We start from the raw sequence: 23,330 nt of genomic DNA, 5'->3' as shown, positions 1-23,330 counted from the left end.
TCCTACGGTTACTTAATTTTGAAAAATGCAACGGCTTGTTGAAGTTGTTCGGCCTGACCGTTGAGCTCCTCTGCGGTTGCGGCCAGTTGTTCGGATGCCGCGGCATTCTGTTGGGTAGCATTATCCAGTTGCCGCATGGCCTCATTGATTTGACTGATTCCGCTGGACTGTTCAGTGGATGCGGCGGTGATTTCTTGTACTAAATCAGACGTTTTAACGATACTTGGTACCACATTATTAATCATCACACCTGCTTTTTCCGCAATCGAAACACTGTTGATGGCCAGTTCGTTGATATCCTGGGCGGTGATTCGGCTGCTTTCAGCCAGTTTTCTAACTTCTGCGGCAACGACAGCAAAACCTTTGCCGTGCTCTCCGGCAGAAGCCGCTTCTATCGCAGCATTGAGAGACAGTAGATTGGTTTTGTAGGCAATATCCTCAATCTGGCCAATTTTTTTGGCAATATTTTTCATCGCGCTTACTGTTTCATTGACCGCCTCACCTCCTTGTTTTGCCTCGCTCGCAGATTGGCTGGATATTTTTTCGGTTGCCATGGCATTTTCGGTGTTCTGCTGAACCGAAGACTGCAACTGTTCAATGGAGGCTGATGTTTCCTCTACACTGGCCGCTTGTTCGGTAGCCGCCTGACTCATTCCTTGCGCGGTAGCGCTGACTTGTTGTGATGCGCTGGATAGATTGTCGGAACCGGATCGCACTTCGGCGACAACTCGACTGAGTTGGTCGCGCATGTTACGCAGTGATTCGCCTAACTGACCCACTTCATCCTGGCTATGAATATCAATTTCTACACTTAAGTCGCCCTCAGCCACTTGTCCGACAATGCCCACTATCGTATTTAACGGTCCGGTAATACGCCTGGATATCCATAATGAAATCAATAATCCCAGGAAAGCTATTACGGATACGCCTATCATCAGGCCGATGAATTGTTCATTCATTTTATTAGCCCGTTCCATTTCAGCTTTGGCGACATCCTGCTGCAATTGCAGCAATAGCCTTTCATTGTCGGTAGCGGTTTTAAACAGCGGTATCGCTGTTTTTACCATATGCAGCGCCGCAGCTTCAAAATCATCTTTTTCCAGTAAATGCAGAGCGGACAATAAACCTTTTTTAACAAAGGCTTCACGGGACACCGAGAATTCTGCGGCTAATCGCTTTTCTTCCGGTGTCAGGTCTGTAGCCATATAGGCTTGCCAGATAGCACTGATCTTCTCAATATTGTCTTTTACAATTTGGATATGACGGTCGACATGATGAGTTGCCTCGTGCGTTTTTGAAACCGGCACTACGGGATCATGCTGAATAGCCAACAAAACTTCACGGGTATTGGTATTCATCAAATCCATGATTTCCCCCAGCTGAAGTGACGGAACCAATCGATCAGTGTAAACGGTTTGCAGCGATGCCCGCATGGCATTGTAACCATAGAGAGCAACGCTTCCTGTCAACAGAATCAATATCATGAGAATACCTGTAGACAACATGATTTTGCGGGCAATTTTTAGATTACTAAACCAATTCATTGCAGATTCCTTTTGTATTTTTATGATATGTATGCAAATGAACCAAGTATAGGTTGCAACATCAATCCATGCGATGTTGCATTTTTAATCTATTCAATGGATTTGGAATAAAGCCAGGAAAGTGGATTTGTTTAAGTTTTAAAGTTGCCTGTCCGCTAATAAACCCTCAACGGCAAAATTAATTTTAGCAACTAATCGCCTGCTTTGAATTGAGGGCGTAGATGCTTGATTTCAAAGGACACGTGAATACATCCCTGCACCTCTCAGCAACATATCTGTTGCAGACGGTTAGGGCGGTAGGATGCGGTGAGGCACGAACCGCATCTGTCGCGATTGATGCGGTTCCTATTGTCACCGCATCCTATGGGCTGAACGGATTTAAATGAAATAGTGTATGCGTGAGTTGTGGTGTAAAAGAAGCAAATGCAGGGTTTAGCTACTAGTAGGGATATTCACATTTTGAACGATGTAATTTGTTCATTTATTGCTTGAACTTAATACCTGTGGATAATGTTCCGTCTTTAAGTCCTCTATCAGCGTCATTGCCGCGTCGGCAATGTTCCGGCATGACAAAATCTTCTTCCGGATCGCATGGCAAACCCATAAACCCATGAGCGGCGCACCTACCATAAATATAATTTAATTCGTAACAAGATTTAGTCTGAGTCGATATATTAGGCTTAATATCTTTTTTAGTTTTAGCATAGCTCTCGGGCCTAGTTTTGATGATCTTCTTGTAATGTTTATGCTCGGGCTGATCTGAATAATAAACATGGCCCGAGGGATCAGTGAATTTGAAGATATCAGCATAAGTGCAGTATGGGGTTAACAAGGCGAACATTAAAATAATTTTTTGATTCATATTCAAGATTTTAGCTAATTCCGCGAAGGGAAAATGAGTCCACTATCATTGTAGTTCTCTAACTATTCTAAATCCAGTCGATGCTCTCACCCCAATTATGCGTCTTATGCGTCGTTCCCAAGCTCCAGCTTGGGAATGCCTACCTTCAAGCTCTGCTTGGTATTTTAATAGAGCAAAACGATAGGCAACAAAGCGTCTTTACCCGCATAAGCCCGCGCACTTGAATAACGCCAATGTTCTGGCAAGTCCACATAACCACGTTTGACAGGATTGTTATGAATGTAGGCTAAGCGTTGCATCAGCATCGTGTCATTATTCATTTCTTCCGGATGTGACCCTTCTTGCCAGAATTGATAGTGGCTTTCGGTTTTGTGCTTGCGTTTGTAATACGCAAAATAGCTAAGAAAAGTTGTTGCCTTGCGTTGTTCTAATAAATCGAGAATTTGTCTGGCAGTAAATGATTTGAATTGTTGGATGCGTTTGCTGTGCTGGCTACCGCTCGCAATAAAATGCAAGTGATTTTCCAAGATAACATAGGCATGGAGTCTGAAATCGGTGTTTTCCTGCAACCAAATGAAACTATCGAACAATAGTTGCACACTTTCCGGACGTGTGAAAACGGGTTGCCAGCCAGCAACCGTTAAGGTGTGGAAGTAAGGATAGGCTTCGTTCAGAATTTTATAGCGGCTACGTCCCATAGATTTAATTTGCCCAGAAGCAGATGTTCGTCAAGCAGAGCTTGAGGTTAGGCATTCCCACGCTGGAGCTTGGGAACGAGATAAGTGATTTTCCAAGATAACATAGGCATGGAGTCTGAAATCGGTGTTTTCCTGCAACCAAATGAAACTATCGAACAATAGTTGCACACTTTCCGGACGTGTGAAAACGGGTTGCCAGCCAGCAACCGTTAAGGTGTGGAAGTAAGGATAGGCTTCGTTCAGAATTTTATAGCGGCTACGTCCCATAGATTTAATTTGCCCAGAAGCAGATGTTCGTCAAGCAGAGCTTGAGGTTAGGCATTCCCACGCTGGAGCTTGGGAACGAGATAAGTGATTTTCCAAGATAACATAGGCATGAAGTCTGAAATCGGTGTTTTCCTGCAACCAAATGAAACTATCGAACAATAGTTGCACACTTTCCGGGCGTGTGAAAACGGGTTGCCAGCCAGCAACCGTTAGGGTGTGGAAGTAAGGATAGGCTTCGTTCAGAATTTTATAGCGGCTACGTCCCATAGATTTAATTCGCCCAGAAGCAGATGTTCGTCAAGCAGAGCTTGAGGTTAGGCATTCCCACGCTGGAGCTTGGGAACGAGATAAGTGATTTTCCAGGATAACATAGGCATGAAGTCTGAAATCGGTGTTTTCCTGCAACCAAATGAAACTATCGAACAATAGTTGCACACTTTCCGGACGTGTGAAAACGGGTTGCCAGCCAGCAACCGTTAAGGTGTGGAAGTAAGGATAGGCTTCGTTCAGAATTTTATAGCGGCTACGTCCCATAGATTTAATTTGCCCAGAAGCAGATGTTCGTCAAGCAGAGCTTGAGGTTAGGCATTCCCAAGCTGGAGCTTGGGAACGAGATAAAAACCCGACAGACGATTCGAACGTGCCAATGCAACAGCCCAACCAAAAGTAGGCGAAGGTTGGGTGAGATTGCGAACCGCACCAATCGCGAAAGGCGCTTTGCCGTTCCATTGCACCACGTATTGACCTAACCGGCGCTTGCGTTCCAGCGTTTTGCTGACGGCCTGACGCAGACAATCCAGCATGGCTTGCGTATCCGGACTGCATGATTGTTCCTGTTATAGATTGTGCAAGCTGCGCTGAACAAAAATTGGGGGTCACCCATTTTCTGCTTGGTGCTTGGCCACCGAGCGGCCAATGCTGTTTCAAATTTAGCTAAAGCCAATACACAACCTGGTTTTGTATTGCCCCAGAGCAACTTTTAACTGATTTTACGTTTAGTCCCTATATAAAAGAACAACCCAAATGCCAGGACTGCAGGCAGCAGATTCCGAGTCACCAGCCATTTCCAATTAGGTATTTGGGAGACATATCCCCAAAAGCGTTCACGATTAGTTGTAGAGAATTCATTGGGAAGAAAGCACGCTGTATAAGTGTAAAAAGAGCTGTCGAAAACAAAGCACTTAGCTCTTTCTTTGGTATAGGCCTGACTATGTTTTGTTTCTATACTGGAATCGTCAAAAACGGACTGGAGTACATGATAACCGGCTTTAAGTTTTTCGCTTATTTCGCCTGGATTATTGTCAAATGCAAAAGTGTAGTTTTCACCCGTTTGCAAAACGGAATATCGATAGACCTCGCCCTGGTTTTCGTAAACATATTCATCTTTGGCTGCGCGAGCTTCGGGGCAATAATTTATTGCATATACAAGGATCAGATGGCACAAATAAACCAAGACAGTTATCTTCCTTGGCTTAGCAGGCAATGACAAGCCAGCTTGCACATAAATTCGATTCATCGTCATGAGCTGAATTCCTCAGAGAATAAAGCAAAATTATGCTCTTCTTAGCCAAGAAAAACCTCATTTGTTTGAACACCAGACCTTACGAAGAAGGGATTTAGACACAGTTGTTTAGCACAAAACAGGGTCACCCATAAGCCTTGAACCTACTGTCCTTTGTGGTGTGTGATGATCTCTCAAAAACGGTCGTTTTTAGGAAGCTGATTTTTGTTTTAAGTGGTGCGTATTTGGTGCCATAATGGTGTATGGTAGATTTTTGAAAGGTCAGGCAATGGCAAGACAGAGCATATCCGTATCAGAGCCAAACGACGAATGGTTAAAGGCTCAAGTCGCAAGTGCAGAATACAGCAGCAAGAGCGAAGTTATTAACGACCTCATCCGACAGGAACGGCGGCGGCGGCTTGAAATCGAACATATCCGTTCCGAACTGATTAAAGCGGAACAGAGTGATTTTACAGACGAGCAGCCGGATGATTTATTAGCCAACTTCAAGGAAGAAGCACGGCAAGATGGGCTCTTATAAACTCTCGAAAAAAGCCCGCGCCGATTTGAAGAGAATCTGGTTATACGGTGTTAAAAGACATGGCATCCAGAGAGCCGATCAATATCATCAAGGAATGCTTGACCGCTTTGTGCAAATCGCAGAACAGCCTTATTTATATCAGGCCGTTGACTATATCCGTGCAGGATATAGGCGGAGTGTGTATGGTACCGACAGCATTTATTACCGGATCAATGGCGATATAGTCGAAATCATGGCTATCTTAAGTCATCAGGATACCGAGGACTGGCTATAACCCCGTTTCTCTTTAGCCGTTTGCAAGCGGTTTCTGCCTCGTTCCCAAGTTGGAGCTTGGGAACGAGATAATCAAAAGAGTAACTGTGCTTTTTGCAGTTTCTGCCGATAACATTACCGGTTTGATTAACGCTAAAAAGGAGCTTGCCATGCTGGATTCTGTTTCTTCCATTACTTCACTTGCAACGCAAATGTCAGTACAAAAAACGGGGCAGCAAGTTCAGCTTGCTGTGCTGAATAAAGCGCAAGATATGCAAGAGCAACAAGGGGAGGCGGTTTTGCAATTATTGGAATCGGCTTCAATACCTGCTGAAAGTATCGATGTGCATGCTTGAATAGACCTGTGCAATACTTTATTTGTTAGGTTATTCGCAAATCCAGCGAGGTAGGTACGGCTCATAGCTTTAATTTGATCAGAATCAGATGTTCGTCAAGCTGAGCTTGAGGGTAGGCATTCCCAAGCTGGAGCTTGGGAATGAGATGGTTTGGGAACGGGATATTCGAATTTCCGTTGATCCCGTTAGCTGTTTATCCAGCCAAACAGCTACTCCTGCCCTGCCAATAATTCTTCTTTTCTGCCTAGCTGTTCAATGATGCCGTCCAGTTGATCCAGGCTGGAATAGGAAATCACCAGTTTGCCTGAGCCGTTTTTCTTTTGGTTGATGGCAACCTGAGCCCCTAGTTTGGCCGTCAAGTCGTCTTGTAAGTTGAGAATATCGCGATCGGGTGTTTGAGCGGATTTTTTCTCGGTAGCATTTTGAATGTCTTTTACCAGACGCTCTGCAGCCCTGACACTCAAGCCTTGGCGGGCAATTTTATGTGCAGCGGCCACCTGTTCTGCGCCATCCAAGGCAAGCAAGGCTCTGGCATGGCCCATTTCCAGAGCTTTACTGCTCAAAAGCTTTTTGACTTCCGGGTGCAAATCCATCAGGCGCAATAAATTGGTGATGGTGGTTCTCGATTTGCCGACCGCATCGCCTATCTGTTGGTGAGTGAGCGAAAATTCGTCCAGCAGTCTTTTAAGCGCTTCCGATTCTTCCAGAGGGTTTAAATCCTCTCTTTGGATATTTTCAATCAAGGCAATAGCCATTGCTGATCGGTCGTCAATCTCTCTGACAATGACCGGAATATCCTGCAAACCGGCTATTTGCGCGGCGCGCCAGCGGCGTTCTCCGGCGACGATTTCGTATAGATTTTCACCCGTTTTGCGCAAAACTACCGGCTGTATTACACCTTGGGATTTGATTGAATCAGCCAGTTCCTGCAGTTTTTCCGGATCAATGTCTTTTCTGGGTTGATATTTTCCGCGCCGCAACCATTCAATCGGTAACGATTGGATGGCGTTTGATTTTTCCTGAGAGGCCGTATTATTGGATGCTGGCATTTCACCCAATAACGCATCCAAACCCCGGCCAAGACCGCGTTTTTTAATCATAGTCGCTTATTCTTCCTTCTCTTTTCGAATGAGTTCGCCAGCCAGTGCAATATAAGCGACGGCGCCGCGTGATGCTTTGTCATACATAATGACCGGTAATCCGTGGCTTGGGGCTTCCGCTAAACGAATATTTCTGGGAATACAGGTCCGGAACACTTTATCTTTAAAATATTCCAGCAATTGATCCGACACATCCTTGGTCAGGCGGCTGCGATTGTCAAACATCGTTCTCAGTATGCCTTCCAGGTGTAATCCGGGATTGACGGTCTGAATGTTTCTGAGTGTCGACATCAGTGCCGATAATCCTTCCAGTGAATAATATTCGCATTGCATGGGAATGAGTACGCTGTGAGCCGCCACCATGGCATTTAGCGTCAACATGTTCAAGGCCGGAGGGCAATCAATCAGTATGTAGTCAAACTGATCTTTGATGGGCTCCAGTGCTTCGGCAAGCCGTCTTTCGCGGTTTTCAGCACTCATTAACTGAACTTCGGCAGCCGTCAGATCGGAATTGCCTGGGATGATTGAAAAACCGCATTGCTTTTGTTCAATGATGGTTTCGCTTGCGGGTATTTTGTCCAATAACAAATTGCAGCTGGAATATGCCACATGTTCTTTATCGACACCGCAGCCCATAGCGGCATTGCCTTGCGGATCTATATCAACCAGCAGGACTTTTCGTTGTGCCATGGCCAGCGCGGCAGCCAAATTGACGCTGGTGGTTGTTTTTCCGACCCCGCCTTTTTGATTAGTGATAGCAATTATTTTTCCCACTAGAGGACCTCTGCAAGTGTGGCCGTTTCAATTTGAACCAGGCACCGTTCGGCCGCAAGCCCCGGTACTACCAGCGGTATTACCTTTGTCTTGGCTTTGACGGCGGCCAGTTCCTGTTCAGGATGCTGGCCTTTCATGGCCAACAAGACCCCATCATCAGCCAATAAATGAGCAGTCAATGAAATCATTTCGGATAAGTGTGTAAACGCGCGTGTAATGACGCAATCAAACCTTTCTTCAGGCTGATAGTCTTCGACCCGGCTATGGTGGATAGAAACATTTTTTAGCTTAAGCTCCAGTATCGCCTGTTGCACGAAACGGGTTTTCTTGGCGTTGCTATCCAATAACGTAAAATGGTATTCAGGCAAACAAATGGCCAAGGGCAGTCCCGGTAACCCTGCCCCTGTCCCGCAATCTATGATGCGAGTGCCTTTGACGTAAGGAAGAATGGACAGGCTATCGAGCAGATGCACGGTGACCATTTCATCCTTGTTTCTGATGGAGGTCAGATTATAGGCCTTATTCCATTTTTCTATCAGTCGAATAAATGCTAACAACAGATCAATTTGCTGTTCGCTGATTGACAAACCCAGTTGATCCAGGCCTGAAACAAGGTTTTTTCGACAAGACTCCATCAGGCGCTTTTCTTTTTAAGATGGACTAACAATAACGAGATCGCTGCCGGGGTGATGCCGGGAATGCGAGAAGCCTGGCCTAGCGTTTCCGGTTGCTGCCGGATCAGTTTTTCGCTCACTTCGTTGGACAGTCCGGAGACGTCTTTGTAATCCAGGCTTTTGGGTAGCTGTAAATGATCGTAACGCCGAGCCCGGTTGATTTCTGTTTGTTGCCTGTCTATATACCCGGCATATTTGGCTTTAATGGCAACCTGTTCCGAGACTTGCTCGTCAATGTCACCCAGATTCAGGAAGCTCAGTAATTGCTGAATTTCAACTTCAGGCCGCCGCAGTAAGTCCATCAGATTGGCTTCGCGCAGTAACGGCTTATTCCAGAAAGCTTCCGCTTGCCGACCTGCTTCCGTGTCCGGTCTAATCCATTTTTTGGACAATTCAACCTGCAGCGTGTCAATAGCTTGCCGTTTGGTTTCGAATGCAATCCAGCGTTCATCATCTACCAAACCTAATTCGCGGCCTTTATCCGTCAGCCTGAGGTCAGCATTGTCTTCTCTCAGTAACAGGCGGTATTCGGCGCGGCTGGTAAACATTCGGTAGGGCTCTTGCGTGCCGCGCGTAATCAGATCATCGATCATTACGCCCATGTAAGCTTCATCGCGTCCGGGGCACCAGGCTTCCAGATCTTTGGTTAAGCGTGCCGCGTTCAAGCCTGCGATCAAGCCTTGAGCCGCCGCCTCTTCGTAGCCGGTGGTGCCATTGATTTGGCCGGCAAAAAACAAACCATCCAGATGTTTGGTTTCGAGTGAGCTTTTCAGGTCTCTTGGATCAAAAAAGTCATATTCAATGGCATAACCCGGACGAATGATTTCGGCATTTTCGAAACCGATCATGGAGCGAACCAGCGCATATTGAACATCAAAAGGCAGGCTTGTCGATATGCCATTCGGATAGACTTCGTTGGTATTAAGCCCTTCCGGTTCGACGAAAATCTGATGCGAATCACGATCGGCAAAACGGACGACCTTGTCTTCTATGGAAGGACAATAACGGGGACCTATGCCTTCGATAATGCCGCTGTACATGGGCGAACGATCCAGGCCCGAGCGGATGATGTCGTGTGTCTGGTTATTTGTCCGGGTGATGTAGCAGGGAATTTGAGCGGGGTGTTGATCGCGTCTGCCCAGGAAAGAAAACACCGGGACTGGATCGTCGCCGTGTTGCTTTTCGAGTTTGCTGTAATCAATGGTTAGTCCGTCGATGCGCGGAGGCGTGCCTGTTTTCAGGCGATCAACACGAAACGGCAGTTCCCGTAGGCGTTCTGAGAGCGCAATGGATGCAGCATCACCGGCACGGCCGCCAGCATAGTTTTGCAAGCCGATATGAATTTTTCCGCCTAAAAACGTACCGGCTGTCAACACGACGGCACCGGCATGAAAACTGAGCCCCATTTGGGTGATAACGCCGACCACGCGGTTGTTTTCGACAATCAGATCAGCAACGGTTTGCTGAAACAACGCCAGATTAGGTTGATTTTCCAGTGCTTTCCGTATCGCAAGTCGGTAAAGGTTTCGGTCTGCCTGCGCTCGCGTGGCTCTGACAGCAGGGCCCTTGCTGGCATTGAGGATACGGAATTGAATGCCCGACTCATCAATGGCGCGGGCCATAATGCCGCCTAACGCATCGATTTCCTTGACCAAATGCCCCTTACCTATACCGCCTATGGCTGGATTACAACTCATTTGTCCCAAAGTTTCGAGATTTTGAGTCAGCAATAACGTTTGGGCGCCGGTACGCGCAGCAGCCAGAGCGGCTTCTGTTCCGGCATGTCCGCCACCTACCACAATTACATCGAATTTTTTATTGAATTTCACAAGCGTCTTACGGTCAGATAAAATGTTATTTTAATTTGTAACGACTGGTTATCCAAGAAATCCTTTATCTATCAGGAGTATCCCCGATGAAAAAATGCAAGAAAATCCCGCCAACCGGCAATGAGGTGGTTTTGAACTTAGTCGCCAAACATGCGCGAACTTTTAATAAAGCCCATGTTTTTCAGGATAAAACCAAATACAGCCGCAAAGCCAAATATAAAAATCAGGAGCCTTTACCCATAGCTAACAATGTTATCGGTAAAGGCTTCTTGCATTGGGTGCAATCATAATTACACAGGATTATTCTTCGGATTTTTCAGCACAACGAACGCATAAACGGGCAAATGGCACTATTTCCAGGCGCTCTTTAGCGATGTGTTCTCCACACGCCTCGCAATTTTCATAATGTCCCTGTTCAAGCTTTGCTATTGCGCGATTGACCTGATCAGTTTCAGTGCGGGTTGAATTGCCCAGATAATCTAAAACTTCATCGTTTTCAACGGGTATCGCTTGTTCTTCTGAATCTTTGGCTAACGGTTCCTGGGTATGTTTAACGTCATCGGTAATTCTTGCCAAACGATCATCAAGTTCTTCCAGCATATCGATTAATGTTGAACGAATATCGTCGGATTCTGTCACTGGGCACCTTTTAACTCTTGTTATTTCCTGATTAGCAAGATGTTTTCAGCTAAATTCATAAGCCCGTCATGCCCGTCTTGAAACGGGCATCCAGTGCCATGGAGGGTAAGCTTCGAGCTATCCCTGTAGTCTGGATTTCGGCAATCCCCCGGCATTCCCTGACCGGGGCAGGCTCTGCCGAAATGACGCAGCCGACTACGAATGGAGAGTTAAAGCTGAAACATTTTTATAATCAGGTGTCTTTTAAATCCATCTTTCTGGCAGCCCCTATAACGGCTGCCGATTTAAGTTCCTGACCAAAGAGGATACCACAGGCTTAACGAGTAAGTGAGTTTCGATTTTAAAATTAATCCGGCAGAAAAAAGACAAACAGGGCCCAGGAATAAGCGGTTTTTCTTCATCCTGCTATAGTCAATAATTAAAATTAAATCCTATCTGAGCGGTGGCGCTGTGACCTGTTTTGCAGCATAGAATCGTTATCGTGGACCCGTGAATTTATGCATACACTCATTAATCAATTACTATCCCGTGCCGATCAGATCATCCTCGGCAAGTCTCTTCAGGTTCGTTTGGCTGTTTGCTGTCTGTTCTGCAAAGGGCATTTACTGATTGAAGATATTCCGGGAGTAGGCAAAACCACTTTGGCTCATACGCTGGCAATTTTGATGGGTATGAATTATCAACGCATACAATTTACCAGTGATTTGCTGCCTTCCGATATTATTGGCGCGTCTATTTTTGACGTTGATAATCACACGTTCAAGTTTCATCCGGGCCCCATTTTTAACCAGATGGTGCTGGCCGATGAAATCAATCGCTCAACGCCCAAATCGCAAAGTGCACTGTTAGAGGCGATGGAAGAGCAGCAAGTGACCGTCGAAGGCAAAACTTACCCGCTGCCCACGCCTTTTTTTGTTATTGCAACGCAAAATCCTTCTCATCAATTAGGCACATTTCCATTGCCTGAATCTCAACTGGACCGTTTTTTGATGAGGATAGAACTGGGTTATCCGGATCATCAGGCCGAACGTGAATTACTGAAGGGGCGTTCCCGGCGAAGTCTGATTGAAAAGCTGACCGCGCATATGTCGGCTGAACAGCTTTCCGTCATTCAGCAAAAGGTCATTGAAGTGCATGTGTCCGACGCTTTGCTGGATTATCTGCAAGGCATCATCGCATACACGCGCATCAGCTCGGATTATGCTGCCGGTCTCTCGCCCAGAGCCGGAATTGCCTTGCTTCATGCCGCCAAAGCCTGGGCGTATATGGCCAACCGTGATGCCGTTCTGCCTGAAGATGTACAAGCTGTATTGCCGTCTGTGGCGGGACATAGACTTAAAGCTGGCAGTCACGATTCACAGGCTATCGTTGCGCCCATTCTTGAAAATGTCCCCGTGTTTTGAATACGCTCAGTTTAAAAGACCGTTTTCGTTTCAGCCGGTTCTTTCGTGGCGAGAAATCGGTTGATGGGCCGATTGAGCTCAATCAACGGCGAATCTTTATTTTGCCGTCAGCTCCCGGATTCGGTTTTGTCATTATTATTTTGCTGTTGTTGTTGATCTCATTTGTTTACAACAATAACTTGGTCTATTTGCTGACCTTTTTACTGGCCAGCATTTTTTTTGTCACCATATTACATAGCTATCAATCACTGTCCGGGCTAGTATTGCAACAAGGACAGAGCGCACCGGTATTTGCAGGAGAAGACGCCGCCTTTGACGTGCTGATTTACAATCAAACTGCAACGGCCAGAACGCAGGTGCAATTGTCGCTGGAAAGTACCCTAAGCCTTGATATGGCGCCCTTCAGCAACAGTCAGGTAAGACTTCAATCCCGGACATCGCAGCGTGGATGGCATTATGCGAACACAATTACCTGTTTCAGTTATTACCCGCTGGGCTTATTCAGAGCCTGGTCACCGCTAAGATTTAATTTCAAAACGCTGGTTTATCCCAAGCCCTGGCAATATCCACTGCCTTTACCTCAAACACTGAGCGGAGCAGCCATTTCAGGTATCACCAAACGTGGTGTTGATGACTTTGCAGGTGTTCAGACCTATTACCCGGGCGCCTCGATTAAAAGTATTCACTGGAAGGCGTTTGCCAAACAACAAGGTTTATTGGTCAAGCAATACAGCGGCACACAAGGTTCTGAGTTATGGCTGGATTACGAAGCAACGTCAGGATCAGTGGAAGAAAGACTCAGTCAACTTTGCCGGTGGGTTCTGGATGCCGAACAGCAGGGATTGATTTATGGTTTGACCGTCCCTGGAATTCACCTACCGCCCGATCACGGCAAAACCCATCAGTTAAATTGTCTGGAAGCGCTTGCGCTCTTTTAAAATAAGCCGACTATGGATGTTCTAGCCAACCGTACCCTCTTTGTCTTCTTGCTGACTGCCATCGGTTTGATTGCTTTGCCGCACAGCAACCATCTCCCCGGCCCTTTGGTGATTTTTTTCTTTATCATGCTGTTCTGGCGGTTTATAGGGATTTGGTATCAACGCTGGCTACCTGGGAAAATTTTACTGTATGCGCTTACTTTTACCGGTCTTGCCCTGCTTTATCAGCAACATTTAGGTTGGTTGGGGCGAGACCCCGGCACGAGTCTTTTCATGACGGCGCTGTCGTTAAAACTGATGGAAGTCAAACGCCAGCGCGATATCTATTTAATCGCTTATCTCGCCTTCATTGTTGCCGCTTCGCAGTTTCTTTATGAACAAAGCATCTTCATGGCGGTTTACATCGTTTTTGTCTGCAGTGTGTTGTTGGCTGCAATGGTCATGATCAACAGTCGTCAAGCCGATATTAAGACGTCACTCAAAAAGGCGATGACGATTTTGATGCAGGCCTTGCCGTTGACATTGATCATCTTTGTCTTTTTCCCACGGGTAGAAGCTCCCCGGTGGCTGTTGTTTGAAGACCCGAACAGAGCGATGACTGGTTTGAAAGACAGCATGGAACCAGGCTCTATCAGTGACCTGGGGCTTTCTGATGAACTGGCATTCCGGGTCAAATTTACAGGCAATATTCCGCCGGTTGCCTCGCTTTACTGGCGGGGGCCGGTCTTTTCTTATACGGACGGCAAACGCTGGACGCAAGGACGTCATCAGGGCTCGGGTATGACGCCATCAGTTCCTGAATTTAAAGGCGATGTCTACCGTTACACGCTGTTAATGGAACCGCAAGACAAGCCCTGGATTTATGCTTTGGACATGCCCACGGGGTTTTCGGACGAGCTTTTTCAAAATGCTGATTATCAAATGTTGACGCGCAAAGCGCCAGATAAACGCAGTGAATATCAGCTGACATCCTCGCTTTACTATAATACGGGATTATTGCAGGAAGATGAGTGGGTAAGAAATACCCAGATTCCGGGTGCTGCATCACCCAAAATCAGACGCTTGATTGCAGATTTACAATCCGGCACGCAGTTAACGGAACAGTTTGTCGGCAACATAATGCGGCATTTTAGAGAAGAGCGATTCAGCTACACATTGAGACCGCCGTTGATGGAGAATAATCCGGTAGAGACCTTCCTTTTCGAAACACGCACCGGTTTTTGCAGCCATTATGCGGCCGCCTTTGTCTACTTGATGCGTGCGGCTAATGTTCCTGCTCGCGTGGTGACCGGTTATCAAGGCGGCACGTTAAATGAAGTTGGAGGATTTTTGGAAATCAGGCAGGCCGATGCGCATGCCTGGGCTGAAGTCTGGATTAAAAGCCGAGGTTGGGTGAGGTATGACCCGACCGCAGCCGTTGCCCCGGAGAGAATCGATCAAACCAGTTATTTTCAGCAACAGTTTGGGGATGAACTGGCTCATTTGGTACCGCGCCGCAATTTGCAAGGATCTTTCGAGTGGTTAAAAACAACGCGCGAGCTTTGGCGTAGTCTCGATTATTCTTGGCAGCGCTGGGTCATCAACTACCATTCGGCTAATCAATTGAAGTTTTTGGCTTCTTTGGGCATTTCCGGTCTGAACAAAATGATGTACTGGCTGATCGCCGGGATAGTGGTTTTTACGGCGGTATTGAGTGGGTATTTGTTCTTGCAAAGGCAAAAGCCCAAGGATAAAGCGCTGCAACTATACGCTCAATTCTGTAAAAAAATGGCAGCAACAGGTTTGGTTATTAGAGCCGGTGAGGGACCTCAGGATTTTGCCGGACGGATCAAGTCAGTTTCTCCGGAACTTGCCGGGCCTGTGGATAGGATTACCGGTTTGTTTATCCGGCATCGCTACGGAAAAAAACCCTCCGCTAGGGATATTAGCTTGTTGAGATCGGCTATTTCCGAATTACGGATTAAAAAGGGCTGCAGTGCAAAGGCGAAAAGCCAGTCTCATTTTTAGTCTATAATTCAAGCCGTTACCTAACCTCATCATAAAGGCATACAAATGTTTGAATGGTTAAATGCTCACATCGCTTACTGGCATTGGATTGTGCTGGGATTCGTTCTTGCTTGCGGTGAAATTCTGTTACCCAGCTTTATTCTGCTGTGGTTCGGGCTCAGTGCGGTCGTAGTGGGCGCACTCTTGTTTTTCGTGCCCATGCCGTTATCGGGTCAGTTGCTGCTGTGGGTCATCCTGGCTTTGATCAATGTTTGGGTCTGGTTTAAATGGATATCGCCTAGTTTTAAAACAAAATCATTGTCGGGCATGGCCAAAGAATCAATGATTGGTCAGACCGGCCTGGTTATCGAGTGTAACGGCGCTCATGCGGGCCGCGGAACCTTACGGTTTACTATCCCTATTCTTGGGAATGACGAGTGGCAATTCATTTGCGAAGACGCTGTGGAGCCAGGTAGCCGGGTGGTTGTTCGCGATATTTCAGGTAATACGCTGATTGTCAGCGCATCCAAATCCAATTCAAACACTGTTTAATTGAGGAGCATCAAATGGAAGGTTTATATATTGCTGCAGCATTTGTCGGCTTGGTCGTTATCACTGTTTTCAAGGGTGTCCGTGTCGTTCCCCAGGGATACAAGCACATTGTTCAGCGGCTGGGAAAATACTACTGCACATTGACGCCGGGATTGAATTTTATTGTGCCTTATATCGATTCAGTAACGCACAGGATAACGACCAAAGATATCGTGATGGATATTCCAGCTCAGGAAGTTATCACACAGGATAATGCGGTCATTGTGGCTAACGCGATTGCCTATATCAATATCGTTTCGCCGGAAAAAGCGGTCTACGGTGTTGAAGATTATGAATTGGCCATACAAAAGCTGATACAGACTGCACTGCGGGCTATTATCGGAGAAATGGCTCTGGATTCCGCGCTTTCTTCCCGGGACATGATCAAGGAGAAGTTGAAAGCCGGAATTTCAGATGACATTTCCGACTGGGGTATTACGCTGAAAACCGTAGAAATTCAGGACATCAATCCTTCAAAAACCATGCAGGCTTCTATGGAAGAACAAAGTGCCGCAGAAAGGCAGCGCCGGGCTGCTGTAACACGAGCTGAAGGCGCGAAACAGGCCGCCATTCTGGAAGCAGAAGGCCGTCTTGAAGCGTCGCTGCGAGATGCAAAAGCCAAGGTGGTATTGGCCGAAGCCAGTGCCCGATCAATTGAAAGCGTTACTGCTGCCGTTAAAGACAACGAATTGCCGGTTACCTTTTTATTGGGTGAAAAATACATTGAAGCGATGCGCCAGCTGTCTGAATCGGATAATGCGAAGACCATCGTGCTGCCTGCCGATTTGTTGCAAGCAGTCAAAGGCATGATGGATAAAGTCAAATAATGGCCCTTTCAAAAATGGGTTTACCTCAAAGGTCAAATGCCCTTTGAGGTAAATACGATCTTCTGCTTAAAATATTGAAGCGACTTTGACGCTGTTGTTGGTGGGGTTTTGCAAACGGACACAGAACTGGTTTTGAACATAAACAGCAACTGTTGAGTCTGGCGCTCAACAGAAGTTATCTTCGGCCCTTAGGCAGCATCAAGCGGTTAATGACCCGGTTTTTAAATGACAGGAGCAGACGAAAGCCAAGCAACAAGATGATGATCGACAAATAGAACAGCGGTTCAGCGAGATTGCCTTTGAGTTGCCAGAAATAATGCATAATCGCTGCACCGGCAGCAAAATAGATAAATCGGTGAAGTTTTTTCCAGTCTTTCCCCATCAGTTTGACGACCCATTTTGGCGTGGTGACCGCTAGCGCCAGGATGATCAAATAGGCGGCAATACCAAACCAGATGTAGGAGCTTTCGAGAATGTCGGTAGCAATAATAGGCCACACCAGGTAATGATCCAGGACTAAATAGGCCAGCAAATGCAGTGTTGCGTAAATAAATGTAAACAAGCCAAACATCCGCCGGTATTCGGACATGCCTCGCCAGTTCGTCATGGTTTGTAAAGGTGTTATCGCCAGAACAATACACAGAAAACGCAGAGACCAATCTCCAAGCCGGATGTGCACTGCCTGAACGGCATTGCCCCCCAGATTATCCAGAATGATATCCAGCAGTAGCCAGAGTAAAGGTATCCAGCAGGCAATCAAGATACCCGGCTTCAATTGGTTGAATTTTATCATTTTCAGAAAAAATGCTGCAAATTCATGTCTTTATAAAGTCCCGCGACTTGCTCGCCGTAACCGTTAAACAATTCGGTTTCACGGCGCGGGGTAAAAAAGCCGCTTCCTAATAGCCGCTCGCTGTTTTGACTCCAGCGAGGGTGTGGAACGTTTGGATTGACATTGGCATAAAACCCGTATTCCCCGGGTGCAAATCGATTCCAGCTTGTAGTGGGCGCTTTTTTTGACAATTCGATTTTGACAATGGCTTTTATACTTTTAAAACCATATTTCCAGGGCACCACCAAACGTAAGGGCGCACCATTTTGTTTGGGCATCGTATCGCCGTACATGCCGACCGCCAGCAGCGTGAGCGGATGCATTGCTTCATCGATGCGCAAACCTTCAGAATAAGGCCATTCCAGCAGGGTGTCTTTCTTTTGTCTGGGCATGATTTCCGGTTGGTAAACCGACGTAAATTTCACAAATTTGGCGGTCGATAAAGGCTGGGCCTTTCTCAATAAATCTCCCAGCGCAAAGCCAACCCAGGGAATGACCATTGACCAGGCTTCCACACAGCGAAACCGGTATATATGCTCCTGTAATGTCTGCTGTCTAAGAATATCTTCCAGATAATAGGTGCCCGACTTTTCCACTTCACCGCTTATTTCTACCGACCAAGGATCGGTAGGCAATTGTTGCGCTAACTTAGTTGAATCATGCTTGTTATAAGAAAACTCATAATAATTGGTGTAGTTTTCTATGATTTCTGAGGGCGTTGTGATCAGTTTCGCCGATAAATTGCTTTCCGGTACGTTGGCCCAGCGGGGTTTGTTGCCCGCCACAACCGGACCGATACCTGACCCCATGGCCGTTAACGCGACCAAGGCTTTAATTATTTTGCGTCTTTCCTTAAATACATGCGGATCGGTAATTTCGGAGGCAGGAATTGTTTTTTTAGTTTTTATTATCATGAATGTGTACCTGGAATTCGGCACTAGCAATTAACCCAATAAGAACAGAAGTAATCCATTGCAAATCGTTCGCGCTGAGCAAAGTCAAAGGATGCGCTGCCTGCTGCAGATTGATCAGTCTTTCTGAATACAAAGCTGCCGTTAGTCCTTGAAAGGATCTCAGGAATAAAGGATGTTCAGAAGAATCTACTTCTCTCTTTTGTGGATTAAGCCTGTCCGTTAATTATTTTTTTCCTTTAGGAATCCAGCCCAGCAATTTTAAAATTTTTCTTTCCGTTATGAAGGCCAGTGAAAACAGCTGGATGAAATTTTCAGCTTCGATGATATCCAGGCCTATATTGGCTGGAACCATTTCTTTTCGGGTTCCAAAAATTCTATCCCAAATTGAAAAAACGATGCCGTAGTTACTGTCGTGTTCAGACCTGAGTGTCGAATGATGCGTTCTGTGTAACGAAGGGGTGATAATGACTTGCGAGAGTTTTTCTTCATTCGGTACTGCAATATTGGCGTGATGAAAGAAGATAAAAAACATTTCAAAAATTTCAATGGATAATATCAGGAAGGCGTCCACACCAAACAGGATGACAAACAAACATTTGTAGCCAATTTCGAGTAATAAATCGAAAACGTGAAAGCGGAATCCGGTGGAAACATTAAAGCTTTTATCGGAATGATGAATTTTATGAAAGCGCCATAAAAATTCGTTTTTATGACTTAACCAATGCCACAGATAAATGGCCAAATCATAAAAGGCAAACGCCAGCAGCCATTTCAAAGGGCCTTTATCCAGATCGCTCAAAAGGCCATGCGATGCAAATTGCTGGGCGACAATAAATAATGAGGATGCTTTCAATACCGTCAATATGAGATTATTGACCAGAAAGGCTGTTGTATTGGTAACGAAAGATTCTTTATTTACCTTCATCGGGAAGTGGCGGAAGGGCTTGCGTTTCTCAACAATTAATAACACAAGAAAAGCGAGCATTGCGAGACCAAACAAAGTTTGATTAATTAGCATACCGGAATCAGCCGCGGCACTTGTACCATCATTCATGAACTAACACCTTCTCAATATCTCGTTGAGGTCATTGCTGGGCACCTTACTTACCCGGCATTGCGTTTATCAAATCATTCAGTTCTTTAATCTCATTAGTGGCATTGACTTGCTCGGTTATATCGTATTGCACCCCCAGGTAATAGATAACCCGGTTTTTTTTATCAAATAGCGGTGTGATCTTTAATCGGTTATGAAACAACGTTCCGTCTTTTTTATAATTTCTCAATGTTACTTCAATTGCTTCATGCTTATTCATCGCTTCGGCAATTTGAAAACGTGCCTCTTGATCCCTATCTTTACCTTGTAGAAAACGGCAGTTATGACCAATGATATCTTCTTGTGTGTAGCCTGTTAAACGCTCAAAAGCTTTGTTCGCATACACAATGGGAGCGTCTTCTAAATCCGGATCTGCCAATGTGACGCCGTTAACACACTCATCTAATATGGCAGAAAGTACTTGTGGAATTAATCCATTATCTTTTTCAACAATGAAGGGCATAACTAAAACTCCGGTCTTATAATTATTTTTTTAAAATCAATGGGATTGGTTTATCAGTAGATTTTTTATATTTTCAACGGTGTTTTCAGCTCCATCTTCAATGGCGATGCGTATCAATTTTTGAAATGGCCGCATAAAAAACTCCAGCTCCAACAATTCAAAACGAAAATTTAAGCGGGTATGCTTATTTTCGGTATTGTTTGTCAATAGATAATTATGTTTGTAAGGAGCATTTAATCCTTTGAAAATAAGTTTGAAGACAGGCGTAAAATCTAAAATCTCGAATATGGATTCGACTCTTTCACCGTTCTCATCCCGCACCTGTTTGGCTCTTGCACCTTTAAAAACCTGTTTACCATCCAAGGGTTCAAAGTCAACCAATTCAACCGCCCATTTCGGATAATTGTCAAAAAAATGCTCACCAATGAACTCGAAAACCTCATCTATCGGTTTATCAATTTCTATGCTTGCCTCGCCAACAATAGGCTTAGTGGTATCAAAAGGTAATTTGGTTTGCATCTCGCTTCCTAGGATTTTGAATAACTGACTTTAATAATTAAGGGTAATTGTGTTTTGAATAGTTCAGCTTTCTAAAGCTTCATCGAAACCTTGGCCTAGATGTTTTTATTGGCTCGTATGATAATTTTTTTTAATTTGTGGCCGGGAGTGTTTGAGATCCACTTGCTTTTTAAGGAATATATCCGCTTCAAGGTTAATCAATGAATCTCAAAATGTACCAACGTGTGTAAGAATCGAACCATCGCCGGTTTATCGTTTTAACGATTAATAACATTCAAAATGCTACTTTCCATTTTGAAGCTTTTCAGTATTAATTTTCCAAGTCAAACGCTTTCTTGGGTTGATGATTATCTCATTTCAACGCGGATATAGCCCGAACAAACAGTCGGGCTATCTTCAGTTTTATGTCAACTATTCAACCTTGTTATCATGGCCTCGCTGACAAAACAAAATTGCATCTCGCCAATCTTGGCCTTTACTTGTGGCACCATTGAAACAATCAACTGTCTTCTTGGCATCATCGGTTCCTGAGCATAAATTGATGACGTTTTTCCATTCCCACTCACCGGCCTTGCTTCCCTTTCCCCACTTGACTTGACCGGAATTAACTGCAAGAAAGCATTCACCGGGCTGGGTGGGTTTGGAAGTGCCTTTGCAGAGTTGTTTCACATTTTCCGGCTCCCAATTCATGTTTTTGTCTTCATTCCACGGAATTTTTCCCTGAATTTCATTAAAACACTGAGTTTCATGCTCAGTATCACCGGCCATCGCAACAGGACTGATAAAAAAAGATGTCAAACCCGCAATTAAAATGCCCGCTAAGAAACGAGACGAAATATATCTTTTCATGGATAACCTCTAGTTGAAAATAAATTGTTACTTTTGCGGAAACATATTGTATCTCGAAAACTAACAATTCAAAATTTATTGAGTTTATTTAAAGTGGTGATGTTTGTGATTCAAGCAATGAGTTATCCTGCTGTTCTGTAGGACTGGTCAAAAGCTTCCGCTTGAAAAAATATCTGATTTTTTTCGGTGAAAACAGGTAAAACATTGCTGAATGGCTGTATTTCAATGGTAAAGGGGCAAACGCTGATTTCTGTTAAATCACCAAATTATTTTTTTGGTGGAATCACCATAGCCTTTGCAAAAAAACTTGATACTATCGATAATTCGTTCTTTATCAGAAAGGAGGGTATAAAACTTGAATCCACAATTGATTGCAGCCGCCAATCTTGGCATTTTGACGGTTATTTTTTTTATTACCGGGATGATCAAGCCGCAATGGCCCATGTTTTTTTTGGAGAAACCGACGCGGTTCCTGGTTTCTTCTATTACATTGATTATGGTTATGGTAGTGGGTACGCTGTTCGGCGAAGGAATGCGGCTCACAAAAATAGAGCAGGCTGCAAAGTTACCTGCGCCGGTATCTTCAACAGACGCAGTTCCTACACCGACAGATCTACCATCGGCAAACGAGAAAGTTCCCGCATCACAGCCATTACCTGCAAAGTAAGCGTGTGACTAAGGAGTTTGAATTTATTGAGTTTGGCGATTAATCACCGACGGCAGATCATTTGCTGTCGGTGATTGCTGTCAATTTGGGTTAATTCGAATTGACTATCAAAATCCGGCCGCTTTAACGCCGGCAATTGCGCAACGTTCGTCCTCGTCAGATACATCTCCGCTAATGCCTACTGCTCCGATGATTCTGTTATCATGATCACGAATGAGTATTCCGCCAGGAACCGGCATTACCTTACCATCGGCAATATTGACAAGTGCAGTCATAAAGTTGGGGCGCTGCTCTGCAACATCGGCAAGACTTCGGGATGACATGCCCATGCTGACTGAACCCCATGCCTTTGCTGTGGCTACTTGCTGCCGGATCATTGTTGATCCATCTTCCCGCTGCATTGCTTTCAAATGTCCGGCATCATCCAGAACGACGACTGTGAGCGGAGCTAAATTTAGTGTTCTGGCTGTTGCGAGCGCTATGTTAATAATGGTATTGGCTTTTTCCAATGTCAGGCTGGTCATGGAAGCTCTCTCGATGTAGTTTCAAAATCGTTTTGCGGTTACAAAAGGCATGAAAGTTAAAAATTAAAAGGCAAGGCGGGTTTTTATTTTAACAAGGGTCTTAGATAACCCCATATTTTCTCGGCGATGATCGGTTGGGCGGCGGTATTCGGGTGAAGTCTGTCAGACTGCATTAAGGCCTTGTCTAAAGCCACATCTTCAAGAATGAAAGGCACAAAGCTAAGGTTAAACTCTTTAGCCAAAGCGGGATAAATGTTGTAAAACATATCGATATAGCGTTTCCCGTAATTCGGAGGCAGTCGCATGCCCAATAAGAGAACCTGAGCCCCCGCTTTTTGACTGCGAAGCACAATTTCAGTTAGATTAGCCTTCATTTGCTGCGGTGTTAGCCCTCTTAAACCATCGTTAGCGCCTAATTCCAGCAAAAGCCATTGGGGTTTATGACGAGCCAGAGCGCTGTCAATTCTAGCCAGTCCTCCGGCGCTGGTGTCACCGCTGATACTTTCGTTAAATACCCGGTGCGGGAACTTTTCCGCCTCGAGTTTTTTCTCAATCAGGTTAACCCAGTTTTTACCGGCTTCAATTCCGTACCCAGCGCTAATACTATCGCCCAAAACGACGATGACTTCGGCTGAAGCAGTCGCTGAAACGATGGACAACCATACGGCAAACAAATATTTGGACATT

At 45.4% G+C, this 23,330-nt stretch carries 28 protein-coding genes; 10 read left to right on the top strand and 18 right to left on the bottom strand.

Features of this window, described 5'->3' with window-relative positions:
• Nucleotides 1-8: 8 nt before the first annotated feature.
• The 5 genes from GO003_RS04390 to GO003_RS04370 all read right to left on the bottom strand — a co-directional run bounded on the left by GO003_RS04390 (nucleotide 9) and on the right by GO003_RS04370 (nucleotide 4,893).
• On the bottom strand, nucleotides 9-1,544 hold the full coding sequence (locus tag GO003_RS04390; RefSeq protein ID WP_159657846.1) for a methyl-accepting chemotaxis protein: 1,536 nt from the start codon (nucleotides 1,542-1,544) through the stop codon (nucleotides 9-11).
• Nucleotides 1,545-2,025: 481 nt separating this feature from the next.
• The gene (locus GO003_RS04385; protein ID WP_159657848.1) at nucleotides 2,026-2,406 is read right to left on the bottom strand and encodes a DUF4124 domain-containing protein; all 381 of its coding nucleotides are present in this window, start codon (nucleotides 2,404-2,406) and stop codon (nucleotides 2,026-2,028) included.
• Nucleotides 2,407-2,570: 164 nt separating this feature from the next.
• Entirely contained in the window at nucleotides 2,571-3,104 is a 534-nt protein-coding gene (locus tag GO003_RS04380; RefSeq protein WP_231088815.1) for an REP-associated tyrosine transposase, read from the bottom strand.
• A gap of 848 nt (nucleotides 3,105-3,952) precedes the next feature.
• Nucleotides 3,953-4,174, bottom strand: coding sequence for a hypothetical protein (locus tag GO003_RS04375; RefSeq protein WP_159659128.1), 222 nt, complete (start codon nucleotides 4,172-4,174; stop codon nucleotides 3,953-3,955).
• A 176-nt stretch (nucleotides 4,175-4,350) separates the two neighbouring features.
• Nucleotides 4,351-4,893, bottom strand: a complete 543-nt coding sequence (locus GO003_RS04370) for a hypothetical protein (RefSeq protein WP_159659129.1) — start codon at nucleotides 4,891-4,893, stop codon at nucleotides 4,351-4,353.
• Nucleotides 4,894-5,146: 253 nt separating this feature from the next.
• On the opposite strand from GO003_RS04370, the gene GO003_RS04365 reads away from it, so the two are divergent.
• From GO003_RS04365 to GO003_RS04355, 3 genes are all read left to right on the top strand, one after another.
• Complete coding sequence (locus tag GO003_RS04365; protein WP_231088814.1) at nucleotides 5,147-5,413, top strand: ribbon-helix-helix domain-containing protein; 267 nt, start codon at nucleotides 5,147-5,149, stop codon at nucleotides 5,411-5,413.
• A complete protein-coding gene (locus GO003_RS04360) occupies nucleotides 5,400-5,687 on the top strand; it encodes a type II toxin-antitoxin system RelE/ParE family toxin (protein ID WP_159659130.1) in 288 nt (95 codons plus the stop codon). Before GO003_RS04365 ends, GO003_RS04360 begins: the two co-directional genes overlap by 14 nt.
• Before the next feature lie 148 nt (nucleotides 5,688-5,835).
• Nucleotides 5,836-6,021, top strand: coding sequence for a YjfB family protein (locus GO003_RS04355; protein WP_159659131.1), 186 nt, complete (start codon nucleotides 5,836-5,838; stop codon nucleotides 6,019-6,021).
• 209 nt (nucleotides 6,022-6,230) lie between these two features.
• Here GO003_RS04355 and GO003_RS04350 read toward each other — a convergent pair whose 3' ends face one another.
• Genes GO003_RS04350 through mnmG form a run of 4 tightly spaced genes read right to left on the bottom strand, consistent with a single transcriptional unit; the run spans nucleotide 6,231 to nucleotide 10,398 of the window.
• Nucleotides 6,231-7,121 carry a ParB/RepB/Spo0J family partition protein gene (locus GO003_RS04350; protein ID WP_159659132.1) on the bottom strand — a complete coding sequence of 297 codons (891 nt, stop codon included), beginning with the start codon at nucleotides 7,119-7,121 and terminating at the stop codon, nucleotides 6,231-6,233.
• Between the two features lie 6 nt (nucleotides 7,122-7,127).
• Nucleotides 7,128-7,895 carry a ParA family protein gene (locus tag GO003_RS04345; protein WP_159659133.1) on the bottom strand — a complete coding sequence of 256 codons (768 nt, stop codon included), beginning with the start codon at nucleotides 7,893-7,895 and terminating at the stop codon, nucleotides 7,128-7,130.
• Nucleotides 7,895-8,530, bottom strand: coding sequence for a 16S rRNA (guanine(527)-N(7))-methyltransferase RsmG (gene rsmG / locus GO003_RS04340; RefSeq protein ID WP_159659134.1), 636 nt, complete (start codon nucleotides 8,528-8,530; stop codon nucleotides 7,895-7,897). Before rsmG ends, GO003_RS04345 begins: the two co-directional genes overlap by 1 nt.
• On the bottom strand, nucleotides 8,530-10,398 hold the full coding sequence (gene mnmG / locus GO003_RS04335) for a tRNA uridine-5-carboxymethylaminomethyl(34) synthesis enzyme MnmG (RefSeq protein WP_159659135.1): 1,869 nt from the start codon (nucleotides 10,396-10,398) through the stop codon (nucleotides 8,530-8,532). The genes rsmG and mnmG overlap by 1 nt, the downstream gene beginning before the upstream one ends.
• 86 nt (nucleotides 10,399-10,484) lie before the next feature.
• On the opposite strand from mnmG, the gene GO003_RS04330 reads away from it, so the two are divergent.
• Entirely contained in the window at nucleotides 10,485-10,688 is a 204-nt protein-coding gene (locus GO003_RS04330) for a DUF7230 family protein (RefSeq protein ID WP_159659136.1), read from the top strand.
• 10 nt (nucleotides 10,689-10,698) lie between these two features.
• Here the strand turns inward: GO003_RS04330 and GO003_RS04325 are convergent, their stop codons facing one another.
• Nucleotides 10,699-11,037, bottom strand: coding sequence for a TraR/DksA family transcriptional regulator (locus GO003_RS04325; RefSeq protein ID WP_159659137.1), 339 nt, complete (start codon nucleotides 11,035-11,037; stop codon nucleotides 10,699-10,701).
• Between the two features lie 497 nt (nucleotides 11,038-11,534).
• On the opposite strand from GO003_RS04325, the gene GO003_RS04320 reads away from it, so the two are divergent.
• The 5 genes from GO003_RS04320 to GO003_RS04300 are packed head-to-tail and all read left to right on the top strand — an operon-like array spanning nucleotide 11,535 to nucleotide 16,782.
• Nucleotides 11,535-12,440 carry an AAA family ATPase gene (locus tag GO003_RS04320; protein ID WP_159659138.1) on the top strand — a complete coding sequence of 302 codons (906 nt, stop codon included), beginning with the start codon at nucleotides 11,535-11,537 and terminating at the stop codon, nucleotides 12,438-12,440.
• Nucleotides 12,437-13,378 carry a DUF58 domain-containing protein gene (locus tag GO003_RS04315; protein WP_159659139.1) on the top strand — a complete coding sequence of 314 codons (942 nt, stop codon included), beginning with the start codon at nucleotides 12,437-12,439 and terminating at the stop codon, nucleotides 13,376-13,378. Before GO003_RS04320 ends, GO003_RS04315 begins: the two co-directional genes overlap by 4 nt.
• A 12-nt stretch (nucleotides 13,379-13,390) precedes the next feature.
• Nucleotides 13,391-15,385, top strand: a complete 1,995-nt coding sequence (locus GO003_RS04310) for a transglutaminase TgpA family protein (RefSeq protein WP_159659140.1) — start codon at nucleotides 13,391-13,393, stop codon at nucleotides 15,383-15,385.
• Nucleotides 15,386-15,430: 45 nt separating this feature from the next.
• Entirely contained in the window at nucleotides 15,431-15,916 is a 486-nt protein-coding gene (locus tag GO003_RS04305) for an NfeD family protein (RefSeq protein ID WP_159659141.1), read from the top strand.
• A gap of 14 nt (nucleotides 15,917-15,930) precedes the next feature.
• Nucleotides 15,931-16,782: an SPFH domain-containing protein gene (locus GO003_RS04300; RefSeq protein WP_159659142.1), complete on the top strand. Its 852-nt coding sequence runs from the start codon at nucleotides 15,931-15,933 to the stop codon at nucleotides 16,780-16,782.
• Between the two features lie 175 nt (nucleotides 16,783-16,957).
• Here GO003_RS04300 and GO003_RS04295 read toward each other — a convergent pair whose 3' ends face one another.
• From GO003_RS04295 to GO003_RS04270, 6 genes are all read right to left on the bottom strand, one after another.
• Nucleotides 16,958-17,575: a protein-methionine-sulfoxide reductase heme-binding subunit MsrQ gene (locus GO003_RS04295; protein WP_159659143.1), complete on the bottom strand. Its 618-nt coding sequence runs from the start codon at nucleotides 17,573-17,575 to the stop codon at nucleotides 16,958-16,960.
• Between the two features lie 2 nt (nucleotides 17,576-17,577).
• Nucleotides 17,578-18,528, bottom strand: coding sequence for a protein-methionine-sulfoxide reductase catalytic subunit MsrP (gene msrP / locus GO003_RS04290; RefSeq protein WP_159659144.1), 951 nt, complete (start codon nucleotides 18,526-18,528; stop codon nucleotides 17,578-17,580).
• 223 nt (nucleotides 18,529-18,751) lie between these two features.
• On the bottom strand, nucleotides 18,752-19,582 hold the full coding sequence (locus GO003_RS04285) for a sterol desaturase family protein (protein WP_159659145.1): 831 nt from the start codon (nucleotides 19,580-19,582) through the stop codon (nucleotides 18,752-18,754).
• A 46-nt stretch (nucleotides 19,583-19,628) separates the two neighbouring features.
• On the bottom strand, nucleotides 19,629-20,084 hold the full coding sequence (locus tag GO003_RS04280; protein WP_159659146.1) for a PAS domain-containing protein: 456 nt from the start codon (nucleotides 20,082-20,084) through the stop codon (nucleotides 19,629-19,631).
• A 36-nt stretch (nucleotides 20,085-20,120) separates the two neighbouring features.
• Nucleotides 20,121-20,603: an SRPBCC family protein gene (locus GO003_RS04275; protein WP_159659147.1), complete on the bottom strand. Its 483-nt coding sequence runs from the start codon at nucleotides 20,601-20,603 to the stop codon at nucleotides 20,121-20,123.
• Between the two features lie 411 nt (nucleotides 20,604-21,014).
• Nucleotides 21,015-21,452: a hypothetical protein gene (locus tag GO003_RS04270; protein WP_159659148.1), complete on the bottom strand. Its 438-nt coding sequence runs from the start codon at nucleotides 21,450-21,452 to the stop codon at nucleotides 21,015-21,017.
• A gap of 186 nt (nucleotides 21,453-21,638) precedes the next feature.
• Between GO003_RS04270 and GO003_RS04265 the strand changes: the two genes are divergently transcribed.
• Nucleotides 21,639-22,127 carry a hypothetical protein gene (locus tag GO003_RS04265; RefSeq protein WP_231088813.1) on the top strand — a complete coding sequence of 163 codons (489 nt, stop codon included), beginning with the start codon at nucleotides 21,639-21,641 and terminating at the stop codon, nucleotides 22,125-22,127.
• A gap of 99 nt (nucleotides 22,128-22,226) precedes the next feature.
• Here GO003_RS04265 and GO003_RS04260 read toward each other — a convergent pair whose 3' ends face one another.
• Together GO003_RS04260 and GO003_RS04255 are read right to left on the bottom strand one after the other, a co-directional pair.
• Nucleotides 22,227-22,643, bottom strand: a complete 417-nt coding sequence (locus GO003_RS04260) for a GlcG/HbpS family heme-binding protein (RefSeq protein WP_159659150.1) — start codon at nucleotides 22,641-22,643, stop codon at nucleotides 22,227-22,229.
• Nucleotides 22,644-22,726: 83 nt separating this feature from the next.
• Nucleotides 22,727-23,329: an arylesterase gene (locus GO003_RS04255; protein ID WP_159659151.1), complete on the bottom strand. Its 603-nt coding sequence runs from the start codon at nucleotides 23,327-23,329 to the stop codon at nucleotides 22,727-22,729.
• Between the last annotated feature and the right edge of the window lies 1 nt (nucleotide 23,330).

The organism is Methylicorpusculum oleiharenae (assembly GCF_009828925.2).
Lineage (GTDB): Bacteria > Pseudomonadota > Gammaproteobacteria > Methylococcales > Methylomonadaceae > Methylicorpusculum > Methylicorpusculum oleiharenae.
The sequence above is the reverse complement of the archived record's forward strand: the minus strand, read 5'-3'. Positions and strand labels throughout refer to the sequence as shown.

What these genes read in the sequence shown, in the direction of transcription:
- GO003_RS04390 (WP_159657846.1), bottom strand. Translation starts at nt 1,544, where the DNA reads ATGAATTGGTTTAGTAATCTAAAAATTGCCCGCAAAATCATGTTGTCT.
- GO003_RS04385 (WP_159657848.1), bottom strand. Translation starts at nt 2,406, where the DNA reads ATGAATCAAAAAATTATTTTAATGTTCGCCTTGTTAACCCCATACTGC.
- GO003_RS04380 (WP_231088815.1), bottom strand. Translation starts at nt 3,104, where the DNA reads ATGGGACGTAGCCGCTATAAAATTCTGAACGAAGCCTATCCTTACTTC.
- GO003_RS04375 (WP_159659128.1), bottom strand. Translation starts at nt 4,174, where the DNA reads ATGCTGGATTGTCTGCGTCAGGCCGTCAGCAAAACGCTGGAACGCAAG.
- GO003_RS04370 (WP_159659129.1), bottom strand. Translation starts at nt 4,893, where the DNA reads ATGACGATGAATCGAATTTATGTGCAAGCTGGCTTGTCATTGCCTGCT.
- GO003_RS04360 (WP_159659130.1), top strand. Translation starts at nt 5,400, where the DNA reads ATGGGCTCTTATAAACTCTCGAAAAAAGCCCGCGCCGATTTGAAGAGA.
- GO003_RS04355 (WP_159659131.1), top strand. Translation starts at nt 5,836, where the DNA reads ATGCTGGATTCTGTTTCTTCCATTACTTCACTTGCAACGCAAATGTCA.
- GO003_RS04350 (WP_159659132.1), bottom strand. Translation starts at nt 7,121, where the DNA reads ATGATTAAAAAACGCGGTCTTGGCCGGGGTTTGGATGCGTTATTGGGT.
- rsmG (WP_159659134.1), bottom strand. Translation starts at nt 8,530, where the DNA reads ATGGAGTCTTGTCGAAAAAACCTTGTTTCAGGCCTGGATCAACTGGGT.
- GO003_RS04330 (WP_159659136.1), top strand. Translation starts at nt 10,485, where the DNA reads ATGAAAAAATGCAAGAAAATCCCGCCAACCGGCAATGAGGTGGTTTTG.
- GO003_RS04320 (WP_159659138.1), top strand. Translation starts at nt 11,535, where the DNA reads ATGCATACACTCATTAATCAATTACTATCCCGTGCCGATCAGATCATC.
- GO003_RS04310 (WP_159659140.1), top strand. Translation starts at nt 13,391, where the DNA reads ATGGATGTTCTAGCCAACCGTACCCTCTTTGTCTTCTTGCTGACTGCC.
- GO003_RS04305 (WP_159659141.1), top strand. Translation starts at nt 15,431, where the DNA reads ATGTTTGAATGGTTAAATGCTCACATCGCTTACTGGCATTGGATTGTG.
- GO003_RS04300 (WP_159659142.1), top strand. Translation starts at nt 15,931, where the DNA reads ATGGAAGGTTTATATATTGCTGCAGCATTTGTCGGCTTGGTCGTTATC.
- GO003_RS04295 (WP_159659143.1), bottom strand. Translation starts at nt 17,575, where the DNA reads ATGATAAAATTCAACCAATTGAAGCCGGGTATCTTGATTGCCTGCTGG.
- msrP (WP_159659144.1), bottom strand. Translation starts at nt 18,528, where the DNA reads ATGATAATAAAAACTAAAAAAACAATTCCTGCCTCCGAAATTACCGAT.
- GO003_RS04285 (WP_159659145.1), bottom strand. Translation starts at nt 19,582, where the DNA reads ATGAATGATGGTACAAGTGCCGCGGCTGATTCCGGTATGCTAATTAAT.
- GO003_RS04280 (WP_159659146.1), bottom strand. Translation starts at nt 20,084, where the DNA reads ATGCCCTTCATTGTTGAAAAAGATAATGGATTAATTCCACAAGTACTT.
- GO003_RS04275 (WP_159659147.1), bottom strand. Translation starts at nt 20,603, where the DNA reads ATGCAAACCAAATTACCTTTTGATACCACTAAGCCTATTGTTGGCGAG.
- GO003_RS04270 (WP_159659148.1), bottom strand. Translation starts at nt 21,452, where the DNA reads ATGAAAAGATATATTTCGTCTCGTTTCTTAGCGGGCATTTTAATTGCG.
- GO003_RS04260 (WP_159659150.1), bottom strand. Translation starts at nt 22,643, where the DNA reads ATGACCAGCCTGACATTGGAAAAAGCCAATACCATTATTAACATAGCG.
- GO003_RS04255 (WP_159659151.1), bottom strand. Translation starts at nt 23,329, where the DNA reads ATGTCCAAATATTTGTTTGCCGTATGGTTGTCCATCGTTTCAGCGACT.